The following is a 21,729-nucleotide window of genomic DNA, read 5'->3' as shown; positions in this document are numbered from 1 at the left end:
ATGAAAGACAAAAAAGTTTCACGTCTACGCAGGGCCAAGCGCACTCGCCTGAAGATTCGCGAGCTGGGCGAAGTTCGCCTTTGCGTACATCGTACCCCGCGTCATATTTATGCGCAGGTGATCTCTGTCGCTGGTGACCAGGTACTGGCATCTGCAAGCACGGTCGAAAAAGATCTGCGTGCAGACGCGACAGGCAATGCTGACGCAGCGGTTAAAGTTGGCCAGCTGATCGCTCAGCGTGCCAAGGAAGCGGGCATTGAGCGCGTAGCCTTTGACCGTTCTGGTTTCAAATATCACGGCCGTGTTAAAGCGCTGGCGGATGCCGCGCGTGAAAACGGTCTTGAATTCTAAGGGTGCTTGGTTATGGCGAAGGTTGATCCCAACGAAGGTCTGCAGGAAAAGCTGGTTCAGGTAAACCGGGTTGCTAAAGTTGTTAAAGGCGGCCGTATTTTCGGTTTTACCGCGTTGACCGTAGTGGGTGACGGCAAGGGTAAGGTCGGCTTTGGTCGTGGTAAGGCCCGTGAAGTGCCTGCTGCTATCCAGAAAGCCCTGGAAGCTGCCCGCCGCAACATGATTCAGGTGGAGCTGAATGGCACCACCATCCAGCACCCCATGAAGGCCCGTCACGGTGCCTCCAAGGTGTATATGCAGCCGGCCGATGACGGTACCGGTGTAATTGCCGGCGGTGCCATGCGCGCCGTGCTGGAAGTCGCAGGCGTTCAGAATGTACTGGCCAAGTGCTATGGCTCCACCAACCCGGTAAACGTGGTTCGGGCTACTTTTAATGGCCTGAAGTCCATGGCTTCTCCGGAGTCTGTGGCAGCCAAGCGTGGCAAGTCTGTCGAAGACATTCTGAACTAAGCGCAGATAACGGAATCGTTACGATGGCTGATAAGATCAAGGTAAAGCTGGTTAAGAGCATCAACGGCCGGCTGGAAAAGCATAGGGCCTCTGTGCGCGGTCTCGGTCTGCGCCGCATTGGCCACACTGTGGAAGTTGAAGATACCCCGGCAGTACGCGGCATGATCAACAAGGTCGCGTATCTGGTGCAGGTAGAGGGAGAATAAGTGATGCGTCTGAATGATCTGCATCCCGCTGAAGGTTCCCGTCCGGACGCCAAGCGCGTTGGTCGTGGTATCGGCTCCGGCCTGGGCAAGACCGGTGGTCGCGGCCACAAGGGTCAGAAGTCCCGTTCCGGCGGTACTGTGAAGCCCGGTTTCGAGGGTGGCCAAATGCCGCTGCAGCGTCGTGTGCCGAAGTTCGGTTTCACGTCCAAGCTGGCTATGGGCACTGCGGAAGTTCGCCTGGCTGAACTTGCCAAAGTAGACGGCGACGTGATTGACCTGGCCGCCCTCAAAGCAGCCAATGTTGTGCGTCGTGACATGAAGCGCGCCAAGATTGTTCTGCAGGGCGAAATCGACCGTGCAGTGACCATTCGCGGCGTAGCGATCAGCAAAGGCGCCCGCGAAGCGGTCGAAAAAGCTGGCGGTAAAGTCGAAGAATAAGGCAGCGCTTTATGGCGAAGAATCGCGCTCAGACACTGAATGGTGGTCCGCCGAAAGCTGACAGCAGCGCAATGCGTGAGCTGTGGCGGCGAATCGGTTTTCTGTTGGGCGCCCTGGTGGTGTTCCGGATCGGGGCACACATCCCGGTCCCGGGCATGAACCCGGAAGCGTTGCAACAGATGTTCAACAACAACCGGGACACCATTCTTGGCCTGTTCAACATGTTTTCCGGGGGTTCCCTGGAACGCATGAGTATTTTTGCGTTGGGCATCATGCCCTATATTACTGCCAGCATCGTGATTCAGCTGATGACGGCAGTAGTGCCCACCCTGGAGCAGCTCCGCAAGGAAGGCGAACAGGGTCGGCGCAAGATAACTCAGTACACCCGTTATTTGACGGTAGTACTGGGTGGCATCCAGTCCTTCGGCATGGTGGCCGGACTGAACAGCCAGGGCATTACGCTGCTGCCGGAAACGGCCAGCACCATGCAGGTTGCCAGCTTCTACTTTGTCGCTGTCACCACCTTGCTGACCGGTACCGTATTCCTGATGTGGTTGGGTGAGCAGATTACCGAGCGTGGAATTGGCAATGGTATTTCCATGCTGATCTTCGCTTCCATCGTGTCAGGCCTGCCTGGCGCCATTGCACAGACCTTCGAGTCTGCGCGTACTGGTGACCTGAGCCTGATCATGATGTTGTTTGTGTTCCTGGTAGCCCTCGCCGTTATTTTCGGGGTGGTCTTCATGGAGCGTGGACAGCGCCGTATTACGGTGAATTATGCCCGTCGTCAGCAGGGACGTCGTGTGTATGCAGCGCAGCAGAGTCATCTGCCGCTGAAGGTGAACATGGCAGGTGTTATTCCGGCTATCTTTGCCAGCTCCATACTGCTGTTTCCGGCATCTCTGACCCAGTGGTTCAGTGATTCCAATCCGGATTCCTGGTGGGGTCAGGCACTGAGAAACGTGAGTGATGCTCTGCTGCCGGGTACGCCGCTCTATATCTTGCTGTTTACCCTGGCAATCGTGTTCTTCTGCTACTTTTATACTGCGCTGGTGTTCAATCCGAAGGATGTCGCAGACAACCTGAAGAAATCCGGCGCTTATATTCCGGGCATTCGCCCGGGCGAGCAATCTGCTCGCTATATCGACACAGTGATGGGCCGTTTGACCCTGATCGGTTCGGTATACATGACGCTGGTGTGCTTGCTGCCGCTGGGTCTGCAGGCAGTTGCCAACGTGCCTTTCTATCTGGGCGGCACCTCCCTGCTGATTGTAGTGGTGGTAGTGATGGACTTCTGGTCGCAGGTTAATTCGCACCTGACGTCCACCCAGTATGAGAAGTTGATGAAGAAATCCAACCTGAAAGGGTATGGTGGCACCGGTCTGGTGCGTTAACGAACGAGGCGAGTGCGATGAAAGTTCAGGCTTCTGTGAAGAAGATCTGCCGAAACTGCAAAGTGATCCGTCGTAAGGGTCGCGTCATGGTTATCTGCAGTGCCGAACCCCGGCACAAGCAGCGCCAGGGTTAAGGTTACGTCTTCTTTTAAGTGTTTGGTTGAAATTCAGTCGGCGTAGCGCTAGACTCTGCCGCCTTTCGGCGCCCTTGAGTCTGGCGCCACCCGTTTTGTGAATCGGAGATATTCGGATGGCCCGTATTGCAGGCGTTAACATCCCGGAAAATAAGCACACGGTGATCTCTCTCACCTACATCTTCGGGATCGGTCGTACCCGTGCAGCTGAGATCTGTACAGCGGCCGGTATTGATCAGACCGCGAAAGTGCGTGATCTGAGCGGTGAACAACTTGACGTCATTCGTGGCGAAGTAGCCAAGTTGTCTACTGAAGGTGACCTGCGCCGGGAAATCACCATGAACATCAAGCGTCTGATGGACCTCGGTTGCTACCGTGGTATCCGTCATCGTCGCGGCTTGCCACTGCGTGGCCAGCGTACCAAGACCAATGCTCGGACTCGTAAAGGTCCGCGTAAACCGATTCGCAAATAAGCTGAAACGTCAGCGGCTGGATTTGGATAGGCATTATGGCTAAGTCAAAGAAAGATAGTGGCGCACGTCGTAAGAAGGTAACGCGTACCGTTGCAGACGGTATCGCCCACGTGCACGCATCCTTCAACAATACCATCATCACCATCACTGATCGTCAGGGCAATGCGTTGTCCTGGGCGACCTCCGGTGGCGCTGGTTTCCGTGGTTCCCGTAAGAGCACCCCGTTTGCTGCCCAGGTGGCTGCTGAAAACGCGGGTAATGCTGCCAAGGACTACGGTCTCAAAAATTTGGAAGTACGGGTAAAAGGCCCTGGCCCAGGTCGCGAATCTTCCATTCGTGCTCTGAATGGCTGTGGCTACAAGATTACCCATATTGAGGACGTTACGCCGATTCCGCATAACGGCTGTCGTCCGCCCAAAAAGCGTCGCGTGTAACGGGAGTTAAAGCAAGATGGCAAGATACATCGGTCCCAAGTGCAAGCTTTCCCGTCGTGAAGGCACCGATCTGTTCCTGAAGAGCGGTATCCGCCCTCTGGAATCCAAGTGTAAAGCCGAGCAGGCACCCGGTCAGGCAGCTGGCGCTAGCGGTCGTCGTCCGGCTCGTTTGTCAGATTACGGTGTGCAGCTCCGCGAGAAGCAGAAAGTTCGTCGTACCTATGGTGTGCTGGAAAAGCAGTTCCGTAGCTACTACAAGAAAGCGGCTTCCTCCAAGGGTGCAACTGGCGAAGTCCTGCTGCAGCTGCTTGAAGGTCGTCTGGATAACGTGGTTTACCGCATGGGCTTCGGCTCTACCCGCGCTGAAGCGCGTCAGCTGGTAAGTCATCGTGCGATTCTGGTCAACGGTCAGTCTGTCAACGTGGCTTCCTACCAGGTTAAGCCGGGTGACATCATCACCGTTCGCGAGAAGTCCAAAGCTCAGTTGCGCGTGAAAAACGCCATGGAGCTGGCTCAGCAGCGTGGCTTTATGCCTTGGCTCGAAGTTGACGAGAAAAAGCTGGAAGGTACCTACAAGGCTAAGCCTGAGCGTATCGACCTGCCTGCCGAGATCAACGAAAATCTGATCGTCGAGCTGTACTCCAAGTAAGGACTGCCTGAGGGATCTCTATGACCGCCGTGAACGACTTTCTCACGCCCCGCTCGATCGCGGTCAACGCGATCAATCAGAACCATGCAAAGGTGGTTCTGGAACCGCTGGAGCGTGGCTTTGGCCACACCCTGGGGACTGCGCTGCGTCGCATCCTGATCTCCAGTATGCCCGGCTGTGCGATCACCGAAGTGGAGATCGACGGGGTACAGCACGAATACTCTTCCATCGAAGGGGTTCAGGAAGATGTGATCAACATCATGCTGAACCTGAAGGGCGTTGCCCTGAAGATGGAAGATCGCGAAGAAGCAACGCTGGAACTGGTCAAGAAAGGCCCGGGTGTTGTCACCGCGAGCGATATCCAGCGTGATCACAGTGTTGAGATCGTCAACCCGGATCATCTGATTTGCACCATCACTGGCGACACCGAACTGCGTGTGAAGCTGAAGGTGCAGAAGGGTCGCGGTTATGTGGCCGCTGATGCCCGTCAGTCAGATGATGACGAAACCCGCGGTATTGGCCGACTGCAGCTGGATGCCAGCTACAGCCCGGTTCGTCGTGTGGCTTACGTGGTCGAAGCCGCTCGTGTAGAGCAGCGTACTGACCTGGATAAACTGGTTATCGATCTGGAAACAGACGGTACCATCGATCCGGAAGAAGCGATTCGTCGTGCAGCAACAATTCTGCAGCAGCAGATCGCGGTGTTTGTAGACCTGGAACAGGATGCCAAGCCTGAGCCGAAGCAGGAGCGTGAGGAAATTGATCCTATCCTGCTGCGTCCGGTGGATGATCTTGAGCTGACGGTTCGCTCCGCTAACTGTTTGAAAGCGGAAAACATCTACTACATCGGTGATCTGGTACAGCGTACCGAGGTGGAGCTGCTGAAAACCCCGAACCTGGGTAAGAAGTCGCTGACCGAGATCAAAGATGTGTTGGCCTCCAAGGGCTTGTCACTGGGCATGCGTCTCGAGAACTGGCCGCCGGTCAGTCTCCGTGATGATGACCGGTTGAACACCAAATTGCGCTAATTAGTTGTTGTGGACGCTGTGAAGCGCCCCTGAACATAGGAACAGAATCATGCGTCATCGCAAAAGCGGCAGAAAACTGAATCGGAACAGCTCTCATCGTCAGGCTATGTTCCGTAACATGGCTGTGTCTCTGCTGGAGCACGAAGTGATCAAGACCACTCTGCCGAAAGCTAAAGAGCTGCGTCGTGTGGCTGAGCCGCTGATCACTCTTGCGAAGGAAGACTCGGTAGCGAACCGTCGTCTGGCTTTCGACCGCACCCGCTCCAAGGAAGTGGTCGGCAAGCTGTTCAATGACCTGGGTCCGCGTTACCAGAGCCGTCCTGGCGGTTACATCCGTATCCTCAAGATGGGTTTCCGTGCTGGTGACAATGCACCGATGGCCTATGTTGAGCTGGTTGATCGTCCTGAGCTGGCGGACGCTGACGAAGAATAAGCGTCGAAGCTTCAAAAAAACCGGGCATATTGCCCGGTTTTTTTATGTCTGTCGTAAGCCGGCGGACTTGTACTATGCTGTCAGGAGAGGCCGACTAGATCTCAGAGGCAGGGCATATGGCAATCAACGGCTTTCATGCACACGTCTATTTCGATGAATCCACGTTTTCCCAAGCGGCAGCGCTGTGCCAGGCCGCCCACCAGCATTTCGACATACCCATGGGGCACATGCATCGCAAGCCGGTGGGCCCGCACCCCTGCTGGAGCTGCCAGCTATCCATTCCGCGCCGCCTGGCCGGGGATGTGATCCCCTGGTTGATGGCCAGCCGTAACGGGCTGACGGTTTTTGTTCACGGTCTTAGTGGTGATGATCTGCGCGATCACACCGAGTTGGTGATGTGGCTGGGTGAAAGCCTGCCGCTGGACCTGAGTATCTTCCAGTTCTCCGCCTGATTGCCTGACTCAACCCGCTAACTACCCCTGCGCTACTTTGTGTCCCCGATACATCAAGCCCTTGCGCTGTCGCTGTACCGAGCCGGTCTCATCCTTTGTGTTTTGAGTGTTGCGGGTTTCTACCGGTTGCCCTCGATAGAGGCGAACTGCGCCGTTGGCGGATGGAGTCAATGGCGGGTCTTTGCCTTCCAGCTCCAGTAGCGCCAGGCGAATTTCCCCGTAAAGTCGTTGCATGCCCTGAGAGCGGGTCAGGCCGGCATAATGGGCCAGTTTATGGCGCAGTGCCGGATCGGTCAGTGACAGGCTTTCGTCGAATTCAGCCCGAATCAACCGTCGACACTGATTAACCAGGTTGACGATGTTGTACTGCATCAACCAGCGGTGGTCGGTGGTGGCGTCCATTTCACAGACTCCTTTGAATGGTTGCCCTGGGAAGCTGACGTTGGCTGAAGCAAGGCCTCAGTTCAGATCTATCAAAGCAGAAAGCGTGCCATTGTCATGGCCCGCTTTGTGGGTGCCTGCGCCCCGCGGTGGAACGAGGCACGGCCCTTGTGGTGCACGTGCGCTAAGGTAGTGCGGGGCGCTTGGCATGCAGGAATTTCTGGCAGCTCGCGTAGAAGGAGGTGGTGGCTGGCCAGTCGGAAAAGACACCAATAACACCCACGTCCCGCGCCAGCACATCCAGCAGGGTAAAAGTGTCGCCGTCATTATTGATAGCTGGTTGAACACTCTGGTAATACCAGCCGCCGCCGTTGGCCAATGGGCCGGAACGCTCCAGGGACCAGGCGATGATATCCAGGCCGGCAGCGCGGGCGGCCCGGGCATAGGGGCTGGGGACAATGCGGTTGCGCTCATCGACGGTGACCAGCATCCACAGGGGCGGGGCGATGATGTTCACGCCATAACCGGCTAGGGTGTCCATATCGGGTTGCCAGGTGCCGGGGTTCTGTGGATCCAGCCCTTCGCTATCACGACCATCGAGATATACCGCCTGTTGGCCATAGCGGGGGTGGTGGCCGATCCAGTAGCGCACGTCTTCCAGATTGAAGGATTGGGGGAAGACATCCCTCGGTGGTACACCGGCTTGTCGATATTCCTCAATCAGTTGCTTGGCATAGTCTTGCTGACGGTACTCGCCCTGATAGGGGATGGATACCTGTGGCGCTTTCAGCTCGGGCGTCATCTTTACCCCGAGCTCCTGAAACAGGGCGATGCTCTCCCTGTGACTGAGCAGGGTGCCGCTTTGGCTGTAGAGGTCCGTTCGCCAACCAGCCGTGCCCTTCAGGTATTCCTCCACGGTAGTGGCGCGGGGGTTGGCGCCATCCATCTTGCCGGTGAGTGTCTTGAACTGGGCCAGGGTGATATCGCTGGTACAGCAGCGGGCGCTGGCCGGGTTGCTGCCATCAAAAGGGGAGAAAGGCTCGCTGCACTGGTCGGCCAGGTCGGTGTCGAGAATGTTGGTGGTGGTGTGCAGATCGCACTGGGAATGGCGACAGACCAACTCGCGATCCTTGGTGAAGGCCACATCGCATTCCACGATGCCGGCGCCCATGCGGGCGGCGGCCCGGTAGGACTCTTCGGTATGTTCGGGGAATTGCAGCGGCGCGCCACGATGGCCAATGGAAAAGTCACTGGCCTGTTGCGGACGCGGTCGGCTGGCACAGTCCTGGAGGGCTTGCTTCAGCGGCCCCTCGTCCATGTCTGCAACCAGGTAATAGGGGCGCGGCCCCAGCTCCACGCTGCTTTTGCCGTCGGAGCCGTGCCCGGCACAGGCTGCAGTGCCAATACTGATGGCCAGGGTGGCGATGCATGCTTTCCATGCCCATATCGATTTCATAATCAGCCTCCAGGGTTGCCGTGGAGGTTGAGTCTGTGAGCGGGTTGTGACGCTGATATTTGGTTCCGGTGGCGGCGGTATTACAAGGGTCGACGTTATGGAGTAGAGCACAGTCTGAAGGTCATTTATCGCTCGACTCCAGGCGAAGATTGGCGACAGCAGAATAATACGGGGTGATCCCTCTTTGCATGGCAAGGCCACTGACCGGGCCGGTCGTTTGAGAGCTCCAGATGAGCTTGCCGTCCTGGAGCCGAATGACTGCCATGTCCACAACTACTTCTCCTGCATAAGAGGCGGCGCCACTACTGCCAGCTAAAGAACTGAAGATGATGGCACTGGTCACGGAAGCGTTATAGCTTTCGCGACTTTCATGCCATCCTCTCACTCTGGTGAGAACGATGCAGCATGCCTCGTCCGCTTCCAACTGCTCCGTGGCGCGGTTTCCATCAAGTATAATGGAGTCTGTCTTCGCGGGGTTTACTCGTTCAGGTCCTGTGGCCATTTCCAGTAGAAAGCCTTTCACGCTAGGAGTGGGGCGGCCGATAGGGGCAAAATCAATAAAAGTATCAGCGTATAGGTTCTTAAACTCGTCTAAGTGATTGGAGAGATCGAAAGAAGGCGTGGAGAGAGAAATTTCGTAGGCGTCGGCATGCTTCTGATAATGCTGAATCGTATCAGGCGGAATTCGTTCGAGCATCGTAGGGTAAGGGTGGTAAGCGCCATCCTGGTCGCGTATTTCGAGCTCGAAATACGGTGGTGCGACAACAATTTTGTCAGGGTTTCTTGTTCCAGACAGAGATTCCTGAGGGTAGGCCTCTGTGCATATTGCTCCGGAGCCACAAGCCACACCATTATAAAGCGTTTTAGCGCTCTTGCATCCTGTGAACATGACACAGGTTAAGGTGCAAAGTAGCCAAGGTGGGATGATGGTCTTCATTCTTATTGTCCAAGCATGGGTTTAAGGAAGCGCCCAGTGTGGCTAACTTTCACCCTGGCCACTTCCTCCGGCGTGCCTTCAGCAATGATCTCGCCGCCGCCGTCGCCCCCTTCCGGTCCCAGATCCACGATCCAGTCGGCGGTCTTGATTACATCCAGATTGTGCTCGATCACCACTACTGAGTTGCCGTGGTCAGCCAGTCGGTTGAGCACGTCCAGCAGCAGCTGGATATCATGGAAATGCAGCCCGGTGGTGGGTTCGTCGAGGATGTAGAGGGTGTTGCCGGTATCCCGGCGGGATAGCTCCTTGGCGAGTTTGACCCGCTGGGCTTCGCCGCCGGACAGGGTGGTGGCGGCCTGGCCCAGTTTTACGTAACTCAGACCCACATCCATCAGGGTCTGCAGTTTACGGGCCAGGGAAGGCACCGCATCGAAGAATTCCCGGGCATCTTCGATGGTCAGATCCAGCACCTCGAAGATGTTCTTGCCCTTATAGGTAATCTCCAGGGTTTCCCGGTTATAGCGTTTGCCTTCGCAAACTTCGCAGGGCACATAAATATCCGGCAGGAAGTGCATTTCCACCTTGATGACGCCATCGCCCTGACAGGCTTCGCAGCGCCCGCCTTTCACGTTGAAGCTGAAACGGCCGGGTTTGTAGCCGCGGGCGCGGGCTTCCTGGGTGCCGGCGAACAGTTCGCGCACCGGGGTGAAGATGCCGGTGTAGGTGGCCGGGTTTGAGCGGGGGGTGCGGCCAATGGGGCTCTGGTCGATATCCACCACCTTGTCGAAGTGCTCCAGCCCTTCAATGGACTCATGGACGGCGGGGGTCAGCGTGGTGGCCTTGTTCAGTTTGGTGGCCGCCAGCGGGTATAAGGTGTTGTTGATCAGGGTGGACTTGCCGGACCCGGAGACACCGGTAATGCAGGTGAACAGGCCTACCGGGATATTCAATGGGTGGCCCTTGAGGTTGTTGCCGGTGGCGCCGTGCACGGTCAGCCATTTGTCGCCCTGGTTTTCTCGCCGTTGTGCGGGGATGGCGATCTGTTTGCGACCGGACAGGTAGTCGCCGGTGAGCGAGTCCGGGTTGTCGGCCACGTCCTGGGCGCTGCCCTGGGCGACGACCCTGCCGCCATGAACGCCGGCACCGGGGCCGATATCAATCACGTGGTCGGCCAGGCGGATGGCTTCCTCGTCGTGCTCCACCACCAGCACGGTATTACCCAGGTCACGCAGGCGGGTGAGGGTGCTGAGCAGGCGCTCGTTATCACGTTGGTGCAGGCCGATGGAGGGCTCGTCCAGCACGTACATGACGCCCACCAGGCCGGCACCAATCTGACTGGCCAGACGAATACGCTGGGCCTCGCCGCCGGACAGGGTTTCCGCGCTGCGCTCCAGGGTCAGGTATTCCAGCCCCACGTTGACCAGAAACTGCAGGCGGTCGCGGATTTCCTTGAGAATCTTGTCGGCGATTTCGCCCTTGCTGCCGGGCAGGTTCAGGTCGCTGAAGTAGCCGTGGGCCTTGCCCACCGCCAACCGTACCACTTCCGGCAGGGTGGTTTCTTCGATGAACACATGACGGGCCGCCTCGCGCAGTCGCGAGCCATTGCAGCTGGGGCAGCTGGAGGTGGACATGTAGCCGAGCAGGTCCTCGCGTACCGCATCAGATTCGGTTTCCCGGTAGCGTCGCTCCATATTGGGGATGATGCCCTCGAACGGGTGGTTGCGCTTGATGATGTCGCCGCGGTCGTTGAGGTAACGGAATTCGATGCTTTCCTTGCCGGTGCCGTGGAGCACTTTCTTGCGGATATCCTTGGGTAGCTCCTGAAATGCCACGTCCATGTCGAAACCCAGGCTCTGAGACAGGGAATTGAGCATCTGGAAATAGTAGACGTTGCGGCGGTCCCAGCCGCGGATGGCGCCTTCCGACAGGGATAGCTCGTCGGAATTGATCACCTTGTCCTCGTCGAAGAACTGCTTCATGCCCAGCCCGTCGCAGCTGGGGCAGGCGCCGGCCGGATTGTTGAAAGAGAACAGTCGCGGTTCCAGTTCGGGGATGGAGTAGCCGCAGTGCGGGCAGGCAAACTTGGCGGAGAAGGTCACTTCCTCGCCGTCGCCGTCCATGGGCGCAATGATGGCGATGTCGTCCGCCAGGTTAAGGGCGGTTTCGAAGGATTCCGCCAGCCGGTTCTGCAGGTCGTCACGGACCTTGAAGCGATCCACCACCACTTCAATGGTGTGCTTCTTGTTCTTGTCCAGATCCGGGGTGTCATCCATGTCATAGATGCGCCCGTCAATGCGTGCACGGATAAAGCCCTGGGCGCGCAGCTCCTCGAACAGGTGCAGATGCTCGCCTTTCTTTTCGCGAATTACTGGCGCCAGCAGCATCAGTTTGCTGCCGTCTTCCATGGCCAGCACCTGATCCACCATCTGACTGATGGTCTGGGCGGCCAGCGGCGCTTCATGCTCCGGGCAGCGGGGCTCGCCCACCCGGGCGAACAGCAGGCGCAGATAGTCGTAAATTTCGGTGATGGTGCCGACGGTGGATCGCGGGTTATGACTGGTGGATTTCTGCTCGATGGAGATCGCCGGGCTGAGCCCTTCGATGTGGTCCACATCGGGCTTTTCCATCATCGACAGGAACTGGCGGGCATAGGTGGAGAGGGACTCCACATAGCGGCGCTGGCCTTCTGCGTAAAGCGTGTCAAAGGCCAGTGAGGATTTCCCTGAACCGGACAGACCGGTGATTACCACCAGCTTGTCCCGGGGAATATCCAGGTCCACGTTCTTCAGGTTATGAGTCCGTGCACCGCGAACCAGTATGGTATCCATCAACTACCCCTGACTACTGTCAAAATGAACAGGGCAGTATAGGCGAATTCGTGTGAAGGGCAAAAGAATGTGGTCGCTGCCCGCAACACGCCTCATGTTGCACGCAAGGCGTGCAGCACGGTGCGTGTTGTATGAAGCGTTGCTAGAGGTTTTCCTGTGCCCAGTTCACCGCTTGCAGGCGGTTGGACGCATTGATTTTCTTGAAGATGTTGTAGATATGCGTCTTGATGGTGTGCGGGCTCAGATTCAGGCTGGTGGCGATTTCCGAGTTCTTGGCGCCGGTGGCCATCACTTTCAGCACTTCCACTTCCCGGTCGGTGAGGTTCACCTCGCTGCGGGAGAAGGTCTTGTTGAAGGTGCGGCTTTTCATCAGATAGGCCTGCAGCACGGCGCGTGGGAACCACAGCTCGCCGTCGAAAATGGCCTTGATGCCTTTGCTCAGCAGTGCCTGGGGGCAGTCATGCTGGAAACCGCCGTTGACCATGGGCAGGCCTGCCAGTCGGGATAGGGAGTCGTCGCTGTCCACATTGAACAGGGCGATCAGAACGTCGTTGTCCACTTCCTGATCGGCTTCCAGAAGGTGAGCGATTACCTCGTTCACATCGACACTGTGGTAATCCACCAGAAACAGGTTCTGGTCAAATTCCCGCAGGGTCTCCACTGAGATCGTCTCCACCGAGGGAATGCTCTTGGTAGCCACTTCTTCCTTGACGAGAAATTCGGTGAGCAGGGCGTTTTGCAGTTGCTGGCTGCCTACTACGTAAACTTGTTGAGTTTGTTGTGGGCTGTTCATCGATGCCGTCCATGATGTCTCAGGCGGAGCCTAAGAAAAAAAACTGATCAGCATGTGAATTTATCACCGCTTTGACCGGGGTTCAATTTACCATTGCCCGGTTTTACGGATTTCACGATTCCTGGACTCCAAAGTGGGGCACTGTGTCCTGGTCCGGCCCCGTGGGGAATCTGATACACTGCCCGCCTTTTTGTAGCGGCCGTGACTTGCGGCCACCCGTTTTGGAGCAACAAGCGTTCATGTCGGCATCTTCCTCCAGTGTCCTGCAGCGGACAGAGCTGAAAACCACCGGCTACCTGGCGACCATCTTTGCGCTGCGGATGTTCGGCCTGTTCATGATTCTGCCGATTTTCGCGGTCTACGGGCAATCCCTGGAAGGCGCGACACCGCTGCTGATCGGTACCGCTATCGGTGCCTACGGGCTGATGCAGGCCCTGCTGCAGATTCCGTTTGGCATGCTTTCCGACCGCTTCGGACGGCGACCGTTGTTGTTGATCGGTCTGCTTCTGTTTGTGGCGGGGGGCGTGGTGGCGGCCATGAGTGACCATATTCATGGTGTCATTGCCGGGCGCGCCTTGCAGGGCTCGGGGGCCATCGCCAGTGTGATCATGGCGTTGATCGGTGATGTGGTCAGCGAAAAGCATCGTACCCGGGCCATGGCCCTGATCGGCATGTCCGTGGGTGGCTCCTTTGTACTGGCCCTGATTCTCGGCCCGTTACTGGCCAGCTGGCTGGGCCTGTCCGGCCTGTTCTGGATGACCTCGGTGATGGGCGTCTTTGCCCTGCTGGTGGCCCTGGTGGTGCCGGCGCCACGGGCATTGCAGGGGGAGGCCTTGCCCGTGGGCGTGCGCTTCCGTCGGGTACTGGCCAGCAAGACATTGCTGCGATTTGATCTGGGCATTTTTACCCTGCACCTGATCATGACTGCCTCTTTCGTGGTGGTGCCGGCCCTGCTCAGCGAACGGCTCGGGCTGGGACTGCGCAGCCACAGCCTGATCTACCTGGGCGTGCTGGTGGCCGGGTTCGTGGCCATGGTGCCGCTGATTATCCGCGCCGAACGGCGTGGCGCGGTGCCGGTGAAGCGACTGGCGGTGGTGTTGCTGGCGGTGTCACAGATTCTGTTGGCCCTGGCCGGTGCCGAGCTGTGGCACTTTGTGCTGGCGCTGCTGGTGTTCTTTGCCGCGTTTAACCTGCTCGAGGCCCTGCTGCCTTCGCTGGTGGGCCGGGCGGCACCGGCGGGCACCCGGGGCACGGCCATGGGGGTATACTCCACCAGTCAGTTCCTGGGTGTCTTTGTCGGCGGGCAGCTGGGTGGGGCCTTGTACCAGTGGGTAGGAGCCGAGGCGGTGTTCTACGGTTGTGCGCTGTTGGCGGCGGTCTGGCTGGTGGTGCTGACCGGGCTGCAGGAGCTGCCGAAACTGGATAACCGGGTGCTGATCCTGGCCCCGGGCCAGGATTGGCAGAAACTGGCCCGTGAGCTGCAGACGGTGCCCGGTGTGGTGGAAACCGTCATCGTCGAGGAGCAGGCCCTGGCCTTGCTCAAGGTCGATGCCGGGGAACTGGATGAGGCCCGGCTTGCGGGGCTCGCCGGAGCCTCGCAAAGCTGACACAATGTTTGGCTTGATCTGACATGCATTTGAGAAACCGGTGATTTACCTGACAGGGCATTGCCGACTACAACAGTACTGACCTAGAGAGTCACGGAGAGAAACATGGCGCGCGGCGTTAACAAGGTAATTCTGATTGGTAACCTGGGGGCAGACCCGGAAACCCGTTTCATGCCCAGCGGTGGCGCGGTCACCAATGTTCGTCTGGCTACCAGTGAAACCTGGAAGGACAAGCAGAGCGGGCAGATGCAGGAACGCACTGAATGGCACCGGGTGGTATTTTTCAACAAGCTGGGCGAGATTGCCGGTGAGTACCTGAAGAAGGGCTCCAAGGTCTATATCGAAGGCTCCATTCGTACCCGCAAGTGGCAGGGGCAGGATGGTCAGGATCGCTACACCACCGAAATCGTGGCCAACGAAATGCAGATGCTGGATGGCCGTGGTGATGGGGGTGGTCAAGGTGGTGGCTATGCGCCTCAGGGTAACCAGGGTGGCTACCAGAACCAGAACGAAAATTACGGTGGCGGCAATGCCGCGCCACAGCAAAGCCAGAATCCCGGTCAGGGTCAAAATCAGGGCGGCTTCAGCGGCCCGGCTGATGATTTCGACGACGATATCCCGTTCTGAGAACCGCCATGCCTCGTACCTTGACGCTGGCACTGGTCTTTATTGCCAGTCTGCTGGTTTTTTTGATCGTCAGCATGCCCGCCGCCGTTGTGGTGGAGCGGGTGCCTGCCGTGCGGTTGGGTGGCGCCGTGCTGACTCTGTCCGAGCCCCGTGGCCGCTGGTGGCAGGGGCAGGCCCGTTGGCGCTGGAAGCAACTGCAGGGCTCGCTGAACTGGACAATGGACTGGCACGGCCTGGTGCCGGGCGCGCAACTGGCCCTGCGCAGTGATCAGGGCCAGCAGGCAAACCTGTCCGGTTGGGTCGGCGCAGACTGGGGTGACTGGCAGGTGGAACAGGCGCGCTTGTCCCTGCCGGTGGCACTGGTAGCGGAACATGTCCCCCAGGGCGGTGCCGACGGCCGGGTCGATGCGGTGCTGATGGCGTTACAGATTGCCGACGATACTATTCAGCAACTTCAGGGCACCCTGGATTACAGTGGTGGCAGGGTGACCTGGGGGAACAATGGCTCAGCCACGGTGCCGGAATTACAGGGCCGCTTGAGCATGGATGGGCCGGTGCCCACCTTGCGGGTGGCAGATCCTGACGGGGAGCGCCTGCTGCAGGCACGAATCAGTGACGGTCGTTTCCATCTGGAAGTCATGCGTGCCTGGCCCTTGTTGCTGGGTGTCAGCCAGGGTGGCAGCCCGGATGATGTGGTATTCCAGATGTCCCAGCCATTCTCGCTCAAGCAGGGGTAGCGGCTGTCAGCTACCGGTTTGCCTGGCTGACAGGGCCGAGAACAGGAAATAACGGTTCCGGTAACACTATATTGCAATAATTTGCCTTAAAATCCGGTATCTTCAGTCCGGTAATAACGATAAAGGAAGAGCGGACAGTTATGTCGCAGTGGGCAGCGTGGGGTCAGTATCAGCAGTGGGGCAAGCCGGTGCGCTGGTTGGTTGCCATTTTGCTGGTGATTGCATTGGCCTTTGTGCTGGCCCAGACCTTCTGGCTGCTGTGGTACGGACCCAACGAGCCGATCCCCTCCAACAGCAAGACCCGTCTGCAGGTGGCTTCCTCCGGGCAGGCTGTGATCCTGAGCCAGTCCCAGGTGGACAGCTGGCAATTGTTCGGAAGTTTCGAGCAGGAAGCTGCCCCCCAGTCTGACAAACCCACGGACGCTCCGGAAACCCGCCTGCGTCTGGAGCTGCTTGGTGTGTTCCAGACCGCTGATACCGACAAAGCGTCCGCCATCATTGCCGAAAAGGGCAAGGAAGGTGAGTTGTACCGTATCGGCGACAGTATCCCCGGTAATGCCAGCCTGGAAGAGGTGTACCCGGACCGGGTGATCCTGCGCCGGGCCGGGCGCCTGGAAACCCTGCGCTGGTCGGACAGTTCTCTGGGTGGGGTCAGTCAGGTGTCTCGCCAGCCAGCGGTTGAACGTGAGCCCCAGCAATCGCAGATTGCGGAAGGCAGCGAGGAAGACATGCAGCGTCAACGCAAGGCCATTATTGGCCAGTTGGGGCTGCAGCCGGTGGCCCAGGGGGATAATCAGGGCTATCAGTTGGGCAAGCGGGCCCCCAAGCAGTTGATCAGTCAGGTCGGCTTGCAAAGCAATGATGTCATCCTCTCGGTCAACGGCCATTCGCTGGGGACGGAGGAAGGTGATATGGCTGCGTTGCGCTCATTCCAGGAAACCCGGCAGGCCAGTATCGTGGTGCAGCGGGGTGATCAGCAATTCACCGTGAATTATCCGCCATAGTGAGTGGTTTTATGATGTCCTTTTTCAAAGCCTCGGCACTTCGAACACTGATTGTGGTGCTGTTGTCGGTAACGGCTTTTTCCTCCCATGCCCAGGTTGCGGCCAGTGAAGATGGCAAGAGCTGGACGGTGAATATCCGTAATGCGGATATCCAGGCGTTTATCAGCCAGATTGCCGACATGACCGGCAAGAACTTCGTGGTTGACCCCCGCGTTCGTGCCCGGGACGTTACTGTCGTGTCCACCAAGGCGCTGTCTGCCGCAGAGGTTTACGAGCTGTTTCTGTCCGTGCTGCAGGTGCATGGCTATGCGGCGGTGCCATCCGGCGACATTATCAAGATTGTTCCCAACACCACCGCCAAGCAAAGCAACCTGCCGCTGGTGGGCAAAAATGCGGCCGGTGGCGAAGCACTAGTGACCCGGGTGATTCCGGTGGAAAACTCTCCGGTGGAAGAGCTGGTACCGGTGCTGCGGCCGCTGGTGCCCCAGTACGGCCATCTGGCCGCCGTGGGCTCGGCCAATGCCCTGATCATCAGTGATCACATTGACAATATCCGCCGCATGGAAGCGATCATCGCCAGCCTGGACAATGCCGAGTCCGAGGATGTACAGGTGATCAAGCTGGAGCATGCTTTCGCCGGCGACATGGTGAAAATGCTGGAAAGCCTGACCCCGCAGACCGGTGGCCGTCGCGGCAAGACCAAGGACGGTGGTGTGACGGTGGTAGCGGATGAACGCACCAACCGGCTGATCATCAAGGGTGACCAGATTACCCGCCAACGCATGGCCCAAATGATTGGCAACCTGGATACACCTGCCAGTGCCACGGGCGGTGTGCAAGTGGTACGCCTCAGCCATGGTGATGCCGAGGCCCTGGCCGAGTTGCTGAAGAATTTTGCCGAGGGCGCCTCCGCGGCCAAGCCCGGTGCCGACGGCAAGGCCGCAGCGGCATCCATTACCGGTGACAAGGTCTCCATCCAGGCCGACAAATCTCTCAACGCCCTGGTGATCCGCGCAGAGCCGGCGATGATGAAGGAAATCATGTCGGTGATCAGCCAGCTGGATGTGCGCCGTGCGCAGATTCTTATCGAGGCAGCCATCGTGGAAGTCTCCGGTGATACCGGCAAGGCCCTGGGTTTTCAATATGTGGCTGGCAGTGATGAAACCGGCGTCGGTGCCATTAACTTTGGCAACGCCGGGCTGACGATCAATTCCATTGTTCAGGCTCTGGCTACCGATGACCCGTCAGGCCTGTCCCTGGGCGACGGTATTACCATGGGCTTCGGGGAGCAGGACTCCAACGGTGATTTGAAGTGGGGGGCGCTTATCCAGGCTCTGTCCACCTCCACCGACGTAAACCTGCTCTCTACCCCCAGCATTCTTACCCTGGATAATCAGGAAGCGTCCATCGTGGTGGGGGAGAATGTGCCCTTCATCACCGGCACCAGCACCAGTACCGGTTCCGGCGTGTCCAATCCGTTCCAGACGATCCAGCGTGAAGATGTGGGGTTGAGCCTGAGGGTGACGCCGCATGTGGCAGGGCTGTCTACCATCCGCCTGGAGCTGGAGCAGGAAAACTCCCAGGTGAAGGACTCCGTCGGCGAAGCGGCGGATATCGTGACCACCACCCGTAAGCTGGAAAGTACGGTGCTGGCGGACGATGGCGAGACCATTGCTCTGGGCGGGTTGATTCGCGATAACATTACCAAGACGGTACGCAAGGTGCCGATCCTGGGGGATATCCCTCTGCTAGGCATTCTGTTTCGCTCCACCAGTAATTCGCGAGAAAAAAGCAACCTGATGGTGTTTTTACGGCCCACCATCCTGCCGGATAATGAGCGGCTGCTGAGCATGACCCGGCAGAAGTACATGGGGATTACTGCCTTGCAGTTCGAGCTGAATCGCAAGGGTGAACTGGAGCAGGTCGTGCGCAATCCGCTGCCGGTGAGTCTTGAGCAGGTGTTCCAGGGCCGCAGTAACGTATCACCGGAATACCGTGATGCCTACGAAGCCGGGCAAAACGATTCGGCAAAGAACGTTGAGGTTGAGGATGCTGATAGCGAGGAGGAATAATCCCCTCATCGCTAAACAAGCCATAAAAAAACGCGCCCATCGTGGCGCGTTTTTTTATGGGGGTTTATCGCCAGCCAGTCGTTGGCGCGACTGCCGTCTTCTGGGGGAACTCCCGTCTAGTCGTCTTGCAGGTTGCGCAAGTTGGCCAGCACTCGCCGGCTACGTTCGAGTTTCTTGTTCAGCTCTTCATCGTCCGGGTACAGGGGGGCTACTTGCTTCCAGATCCGATAGGCCTCGCGGTACTGACCACGGGCGTACAGTGCCTCACCGGTATTCATCTCTTCGCTAAAGCGGCGTCGCGCCCATTGCTCCAGGCGTTCTCGATGGTCGGCCAGAACCGGATTGTCCTGATGCTGTTTGAGGAAGTGGCGGGCGGCCAGCAAGGATTCCAGCTGGCCATTTCTCTGGTAACGGGCCATCAGTTGTTCCGCTTCAGTCAGCAGGGCACGATTGTGGCGGGCCCGGGCACGCTGGCTGGCGTCATTGAGAATCTGTTGTGCTTTGGCCAGTTGCGCAGACGGAGGCTGATCCGGTGCCAGTCGGTGAGCGGCGCTCAGCAGGTCGCGGGCCAGTAGCCATTGCTGGCGCTGGGCGAAATACTCTCCCAGCCGGGTCAGATCCTCGACCACCACAAACCGCTCTTCCGCCAGTTGCTGGCGTTCCTGTTTGGCGCGGGGCAGGTGAAAGCCGCTCAATTTGTCTGTCAGGCCGGTACTTTCCTGCAGTGCCAGAGCCTGGGCCCGGCGCCGTTCAGCCAGTAGCTGGTTGAACTGATATTCTTCCAGGCTGGTCAGGGCGGTAAGCAGTTCGTCCAGGGCAGAGGGGTCCACTACCTTGTCGCGATGGGCCTCAATCAGGGTATGGGCCTGCTGCCAACGCTGTTTACGGCTCATCGCCTCGGCTTCAAGAATCAGGCGCTGGCGGTACTGGTCGCTGGCCAGAATGATGCCCGGGTACTGCTCCTGCAGCAGGGCATACTGGTCGTGATCCGGGTGCGTGTCTTCAATAATGGCCGCTGCGCCGGCGTAATCATCTTCCGCCAGTGCCTCGCTGACCCGCCGCTCCGGGTCGCCGAGGGTAGCGCAGCCGCCGAGCAGCGCTGCCATTACCAGGCCGGCCTTACGCACGTTGCGACTCCGTATTCAGTTTTGCCAGGAATTGGGCGATGCGCTGTTCCATCAGGGTTTCTGACAGGGCGTGCACGCCATCAATGCGGAAAGTGCTCACCGGCTCGGCCTTGCCGCGGATGCGCATGGCGCCGTACTCGGTAGCGCGTACCCGGGAGGCAATGTTGGGGTTGGCCAGTAGCGACGAGGCAGCAATGATTTCATTGCCGCCGGCCATGTTGGACAGGCGTGACGCCAGGTTGACGGTATCTCCGACCACGGTGTACTGCATTCGCTCCCGGGAGCCCAGGTTACCGGCCAGCATGGCACCGGAATTGATACCGATACGGAATTCCACCGTGGTATGGCCTTGGGCGCGACGTTGCTCGTTCAGTCTTTCTACCATTCTCTGGATCATGACCGCGCAGCACAGCCCGTGGAACAGGTGCTCGTCATCCTTCTCCGGCACCCCGAAGACAATCATGGCGCAGTCGCCCATGTACTTGTCGATGGTGCCGCGGTAGAAGGTGGTGGCGGTGGTGATGGCATCGAAATAGACATTGAGTATGTCGGCAATGGCATCCGGGGGCAGGGTCTCTGACAGCCGGGTGAAGCCGACAATATCGGCAAACACCACGGTGGCATGAACATCGCGGCCACCCAGCTGCACCTGGTCCAGGTCTGCCATCATGTTGTGTGCCACGGACGGGCTGACAACACGCTTCAGCACCTGCTCCACCTGATCTTTTTCCAGCATGCCGTGGGCCATGGTGTTGTAGGCCTCGATGAGGCCGCCGATTTCGTCATTGCGGCGATCCTGGATCCGGTAGTTCAGGTCCCCCCGGCGCATGGCGCTGGTGGCCGCCAGCAGATCATGAATAGGACGAGCCAGCCGCCGGCTGATCAGGAACGAGGCGATAATGGCGATCACACTCATGATCAGCGTGGCATTGATCATGGTGCCCTGTACGGACTCGCGGGCGGCCATGATTGGGCGGTCGGACAGGGAAATGGCGGTGTAACCGGCGACGGTATCGCTTACATCCACGGCAGCGTAGTAAGTGGTGATTGGTTCGTCCTGCAGCTCCCAGCGCTTGATCTGTTCCTGAAGCGGGTTGGCAGCCAGAGGTAAAATGCCGGCCTTGTCGACCAGGTTGCCACTGCGGTCGAACAGGGCGGCGCCGCGCACGCTGTCGCTGCGGGTCAGGTTGTTGAGCTGGACCTTGAGCAGGAAGGTGTCATCGGCCAGTAGGGGTTCGCGGATGGTATTGGCCAGTTGCAGCGCAATAGCTTCACCAAAGGTGTCTGCTTGGTCGCGCATTCGGTCCAGTTGATTGTTGAGCAGCAGGGAACCGAGAATGGTCATGCCGCACAGAATCAGCAGTGAGATAGACAGGCCCAGCTTCCAGGCCACCGGGAAGTATTCCGGCACATAGGGAGCCAGCCACTCGCCAATGCGGCTGGGCTTCGTGGGGCGGGCTTGTCCTTGCGGCTCGGTCACGATGCTTCCCTGTTTGAGTCGTAACGGTCACTTTGCACGCTTGTCAGCGGCGGGTCATGCTGTCAGATTCACAGGTCGATCCGGGCAATCTGCTGGGCCCGGAGTGACTCTGCGTCGGCTAGGACCGCCGAAACGGCGCAGAGTTCTTGTTGGTTTCGCACCTGCGCCGACATCACAA

Annotated in this window: 24 protein-coding genes; 17 read left to right on the top strand and 7 right to left on the bottom strand. The window is 58.5% G+C overall.

The features are described from left to right. From rplR to ACMG4N_RS16300, 12 genes are all read left to right on the top strand, one after another. Positions 1-351 carry a 50S ribosomal protein L18 gene (rplR, locus tag ACMG4N_RS16355; protein WP_035249939.1) on the top strand — a complete coding sequence of 117 codons (351 nt, stop codon included), beginning with the start codon at positions 1-3 and terminating at the stop codon, positions 349-351. Positions 352-363: 12 nt separating this feature from the next. Beyond that, the gene (gene rpsE / locus ACMG4N_RS16350) at positions 364-861 is read left to right on the top strand and encodes a 30S ribosomal protein S5 (RefSeq protein ID WP_035249941.1); all 498 of its coding nucleotides are present in this window, start codon (positions 364-366) and stop codon (positions 859-861) included. A 23-nt stretch (positions 862-884) separates the two neighbouring features. Beyond that, positions 885-1,067 carry a 50S ribosomal protein L30 gene (gene rpmD, locus ACMG4N_RS16345; protein ID WP_035249943.1) on the top strand — a complete coding sequence of 61 codons (183 nt, stop codon included), beginning with the start codon at positions 885-887 and terminating at the stop codon, positions 1,065-1,067. Positions 1,068-1,070: 3 nt separating this feature from the next. Beyond that, positions 1,071-1,505 carry a 50S ribosomal protein L15 gene (gene rplO / locus ACMG4N_RS16340; protein ID WP_035249946.1) on the top strand — a complete coding sequence of 145 codons (435 nt, stop codon included), beginning with the start codon at positions 1,071-1,073 and terminating at the stop codon, positions 1,503-1,505. A gap of 11 nt (positions 1,506-1,516) precedes the next feature. Continuing rightward, positions 1,517-2,899 (top strand): preprotein translocase subunit SecY, encoded by a 1,383-nt coding sequence (gene secY / locus ACMG4N_RS16335; RefSeq protein WP_035249948.1) that lies wholly within the window; start codon positions 1,517-1,519, stop codon positions 2,897-2,899. Between the two features lie 17 nt (positions 2,900-2,916). Further along, the gene (gene rpmJ / locus ACMG4N_RS16330; protein ID WP_008928865.1) at positions 2,917-3,033 is read left to right on the top strand and encodes a 50S ribosomal protein L36; all 117 of its coding nucleotides are present in this window, start codon (positions 2,917-2,919) and stop codon (positions 3,031-3,033) included. Positions 3,034-3,149: 116 nt separating this feature from the next. Continuing rightward, complete coding sequence (gene rpsM / locus ACMG4N_RS16325; RefSeq protein ID WP_297766835.1) at positions 3,150-3,506, top strand: 30S ribosomal protein S13; 357 nt, start codon at positions 3,150-3,152, stop codon at positions 3,504-3,506. A 35-nt stretch (positions 3,507-3,541) separates the two neighbouring features. Then, positions 3,542-3,940: a 30S ribosomal protein S11 gene (gene rpsK / locus ACMG4N_RS16320; RefSeq protein ID WP_011587706.1), complete on the top strand. Its 399-nt coding sequence runs from the start codon at positions 3,542-3,544 to the stop codon at positions 3,938-3,940. A 16-nt stretch (positions 3,941-3,956) separates the two neighbouring features. Continuing rightward, positions 3,957-4,589 carry a 30S ribosomal protein S4 gene (gene rpsD / locus ACMG4N_RS16315; RefSeq protein ID WP_035249952.1) on the top strand — a complete coding sequence of 211 codons (633 nt, stop codon included), beginning with the start codon at positions 3,957-3,959 and terminating at the stop codon, positions 4,587-4,589. A gap of 20 nt (positions 4,590-4,609) precedes the next feature. Next, positions 4,610-5,617 carry a DNA-directed RNA polymerase subunit alpha gene (locus ACMG4N_RS16310; RefSeq protein WP_035249954.1) on the top strand — a complete coding sequence of 336 codons (1,008 nt, stop codon included), beginning with the start codon at positions 4,610-4,612 and terminating at the stop codon, positions 5,615-5,617. Positions 5,618-5,666: 49 nt separating this feature from the next. Continuing rightward, on the top strand, positions 5,667-6,050 hold the full coding sequence (gene rplQ / locus ACMG4N_RS16305; protein ID WP_035249956.1) for a 50S ribosomal protein L17: 384 nt from the start codon (positions 5,667-5,669) through the stop codon (positions 6,048-6,050). Between the two features lie 116 nt (positions 6,051-6,166). Next, the gene (locus ACMG4N_RS16300; RefSeq protein ID WP_035249958.1) at positions 6,167-6,502 is read left to right on the top strand and encodes a DOPA 4,5-dioxygenase family protein; all 336 of its coding nucleotides are present in this window, start codon (positions 6,167-6,169) and stop codon (positions 6,500-6,502) included. A 21-nt stretch (positions 6,503-6,523) separates the two neighbouring features. Here the strand turns inward: ACMG4N_RS16300 and ACMG4N_RS16295 are convergent, their stop codons facing one another. The 5 genes from ACMG4N_RS16295 to ACMG4N_RS16275 form a co-directional block, all read right to left on the bottom strand. After that, on the bottom strand, positions 6,524-6,904 hold the full coding sequence (locus ACMG4N_RS16295) for a hypothetical protein (RefSeq protein ID WP_297766834.1): 381 nt from the start codon (positions 6,902-6,904) through the stop codon (positions 6,524-6,526). A gap of 163 nt (positions 6,905-7,067) precedes the next feature. Then, complete coding sequence (locus ACMG4N_RS16290) at positions 7,068-8,339, bottom strand: glycerophosphodiester phosphodiesterase family protein (RefSeq protein WP_414432442.1); 1,272 nt, start codon at positions 8,337-8,339, stop codon at positions 7,068-7,070. Positions 8,340-8,460: 121 nt separating this feature from the next. Next, entirely contained in the window at positions 8,461-9,276 is an 816-nt protein-coding gene (locus tag ACMG4N_RS16285; protein ID WP_297766832.1) for a hypothetical protein, read from the bottom strand. Positions 9,277-9,278: 2 nt separating this feature from the next. Beyond that, positions 9,279-12,104, bottom strand: a complete 2,826-nt coding sequence (gene uvrA / locus ACMG4N_RS16280; protein WP_297766830.1) for an excinuclease ABC subunit UvrA — start codon at positions 12,102-12,104, stop codon at positions 9,279-9,281. Between the two features lie 142 nt (positions 12,105-12,246). Continuing rightward, positions 12,247-12,897, bottom strand: coding sequence for a response regulator transcription factor (locus tag ACMG4N_RS16275; protein ID WP_297766828.1), 651 nt, complete (start codon positions 12,895-12,897; stop codon positions 12,247-12,249). A 239-nt stretch (positions 12,898-13,136) separates the two neighbouring features. Here ACMG4N_RS16275 and ACMG4N_RS16270 point away from each other — a divergent pair, with 239 nt between their 5' ends. The 5 genes from ACMG4N_RS16270 to gspD all read left to right on the top strand — a co-directional run bounded on the left by ACMG4N_RS16270 (position 13,137) and on the right by gspD (position 18,944). Then, entirely contained in the window at positions 13,137-14,504 is a 1,368-nt protein-coding gene (locus tag ACMG4N_RS16270) for an MFS transporter (RefSeq protein WP_297766825.1), read from the top strand. A 105-nt stretch (positions 14,505-14,609) separates the two neighbouring features. Beyond that, complete coding sequence (gene ssb / locus ACMG4N_RS16265) at positions 14,610-15,131, top strand: single-stranded DNA-binding protein (RefSeq protein ID WP_297766823.1); 522 nt, start codon at positions 14,610-14,612, stop codon at positions 15,129-15,131. Positions 15,132-15,139: 8 nt separating this feature from the next. After that, a complete protein-coding gene (gene gspN, locus ACMG4N_RS16260) occupies positions 15,140-15,868 on the top strand; it encodes a type II secretion system protein N (RefSeq protein ID WP_297766821.1) in 729 nt (242 codons plus the stop codon). A gap of 140 nt (positions 15,869-16,008) precedes the next feature. Beyond that, positions 16,009-16,872 (top strand): type II secretion system protein GspC, encoded by an 864-nt coding sequence (gene gspC / locus ACMG4N_RS16255; RefSeq protein ID WP_297766819.1) that lies wholly within the window; start codon positions 16,009-16,011, stop codon positions 16,870-16,872. 11 nt (positions 16,873-16,883) lie between these two features. After that, positions 16,884-18,944 (top strand): type II secretion system secretin GspD, encoded by a 2,061-nt coding sequence (gspD, locus tag ACMG4N_RS16250; protein WP_414432439.1) that lies wholly within the window; start codon positions 16,884-16,886, stop codon positions 18,942-18,944. A gap of 116 nt (positions 18,945-19,060) precedes the next feature. On the opposite strand, the gene ACMG4N_RS16245 is transcribed toward gspD, so the two are convergent. Further along, a complete protein-coding gene (locus ACMG4N_RS16245) occupies positions 19,061-20,071 on the bottom strand; it encodes a hypothetical protein (protein ID WP_297766815.1) in 1,011 nt (336 codons plus the stop codon). Beyond that, a complete protein-coding gene (locus ACMG4N_RS16240; RefSeq protein ID WP_414432437.1) occupies positions 20,064-21,551 on the bottom strand; it encodes an adenylate/guanylate cyclase domain-containing protein in 1,488 nt (495 codons plus the stop codon). The genes ACMG4N_RS16245 and ACMG4N_RS16240 overlap by 8 nt, the downstream gene beginning before the upstream one ends. Positions 21,552-21,729: the final 178 nt, after the last annotated feature.

Source organism: Alcanivorax sp. IL2 (assembly GCF_047495475.1).
In the GTDB taxonomy this organism is placed as follows: Bacteria; Pseudomonadota; Gammaproteobacteria; order Pseudomonadales; family Alcanivoracaceae; genus Alcanivorax.
Note: the sequence above shows the minus strand (reverse complement) of the source record. Positions and strands in the feature narration are given on the sequence as shown.

Bases quoted from the DNA above. Each gene is read 5' to 3' on its own strand.
- rplR (WP_035249939.1), top strand. From the start codon at position 1: ATGAAAGACAAAAAAGTTTCACGTCTACGCAGGGCCAAGCGCACTCGC.
- rpsE (WP_035249941.1), top strand. From the start codon at position 364: ATGGCGAAGGTTGATCCCAACGAAGGTCTGCAGGAAAAGCTGGTTCAG.
- rpmD (WP_035249943.1), top strand. From the start codon at position 885: ATGGCTGATAAGATCAAGGTAAAGCTGGTTAAGAGCATCAACGGCCGG.
- rplO (WP_035249946.1), top strand. From the start codon at position 1,071: ATGCGTCTGAATGATCTGCATCCCGCTGAAGGTTCCCGTCCGGACGCC.
- secY (WP_035249948.1), top strand. From the start codon at position 1,517: ATGGCGAAGAATCGCGCTCAGACACTGAATGGTGGTCCGCCGAAAGCT.
- rpmJ (WP_008928865.1), top strand. From the start codon at position 2,917: ATGAAAGTTCAGGCTTCTGTGAAGAAGATCTGCCGAAACTGCAAAGTG.
- rpsM (WP_297766835.1), top strand. From the start codon at position 3,150: ATGGCCCGTATTGCAGGCGTTAACATCCCGGAAAATAAGCACACGGTG.
- rpsK (WP_011587706.1), top strand. From the start codon at position 3,542: ATGGCTAAGTCAAAGAAAGATAGTGGCGCACGTCGTAAGAAGGTAACG.
- rpsD (WP_035249952.1), top strand. From the start codon at position 3,957: ATGGCAAGATACATCGGTCCCAAGTGCAAGCTTTCCCGTCGTGAAGGC.
- ACMG4N_RS16310 (WP_035249954.1), top strand. From the start codon at position 4,610: ATGACCGCCGTGAACGACTTTCTCACGCCCCGCTCGATCGCGGTCAAC.
- rplQ (WP_035249956.1), top strand. From the start codon at position 5,667: ATGCGTCATCGCAAAAGCGGCAGAAAACTGAATCGGAACAGCTCTCAT.
- ACMG4N_RS16300 (WP_035249958.1), top strand. From the start codon at position 6,167: ATGGCAATCAACGGCTTTCATGCACACGTCTATTTCGATGAATCCACG.
- ACMG4N_RS16295 (WP_297766834.1), bottom strand. From the start codon at position 6,904: ATGGACGCCACCACCGACCACCGCTGGTTGATGCAGTACAACATCGTC.
- ACMG4N_RS16290 (WP_414432442.1), bottom strand. From the start codon at position 8,339: ATGAAATCGATATGGGCATGGAAAGCATGCATCGCCACCCTGGCCATC.
- ACMG4N_RS16285 (WP_297766832.1), bottom strand. From the start codon at position 9,276: ATGAAGACCATCATCCCACCTTGGCTACTTTGCACCTTAACCTGTGTC.
- uvrA (WP_297766830.1), bottom strand. From the start codon at position 12,104: ATGGATACCATACTGGTTCGCGGTGCACGGACTCATAACCTGAAGAAC.
- ACMG4N_RS16275 (WP_297766828.1), bottom strand. From the start codon at position 12,897: ATGAACAGCCCACAACAAACTCAACAAGTTTACGTAGTAGGCAGCCAG.
- ACMG4N_RS16270 (WP_297766825.1), top strand. From the start codon at position 13,137: ATGTCGGCATCTTCCTCCAGTGTCCTGCAGCGGACAGAGCTGAAAACC.
- ssb (WP_297766823.1), top strand. From the start codon at position 14,610: ATGGCGCGCGGCGTTAACAAGGTAATTCTGATTGGTAACCTGGGGGCA.
- gspN (WP_297766821.1), top strand. From the start codon at position 15,140: ATGCCTCGTACCTTGACGCTGGCACTGGTCTTTATTGCCAGTCTGCTG.
- gspC (WP_297766819.1), top strand. From the start codon at position 16,009: ATGTCGCAGTGGGCAGCGTGGGGTCAGTATCAGCAGTGGGGCAAGCCG.
- gspD (WP_414432439.1), top strand. From the start codon at position 16,884: ATGATGTCCTTTTTCAAAGCCTCGGCACTTCGAACACTGATTGTGGTG.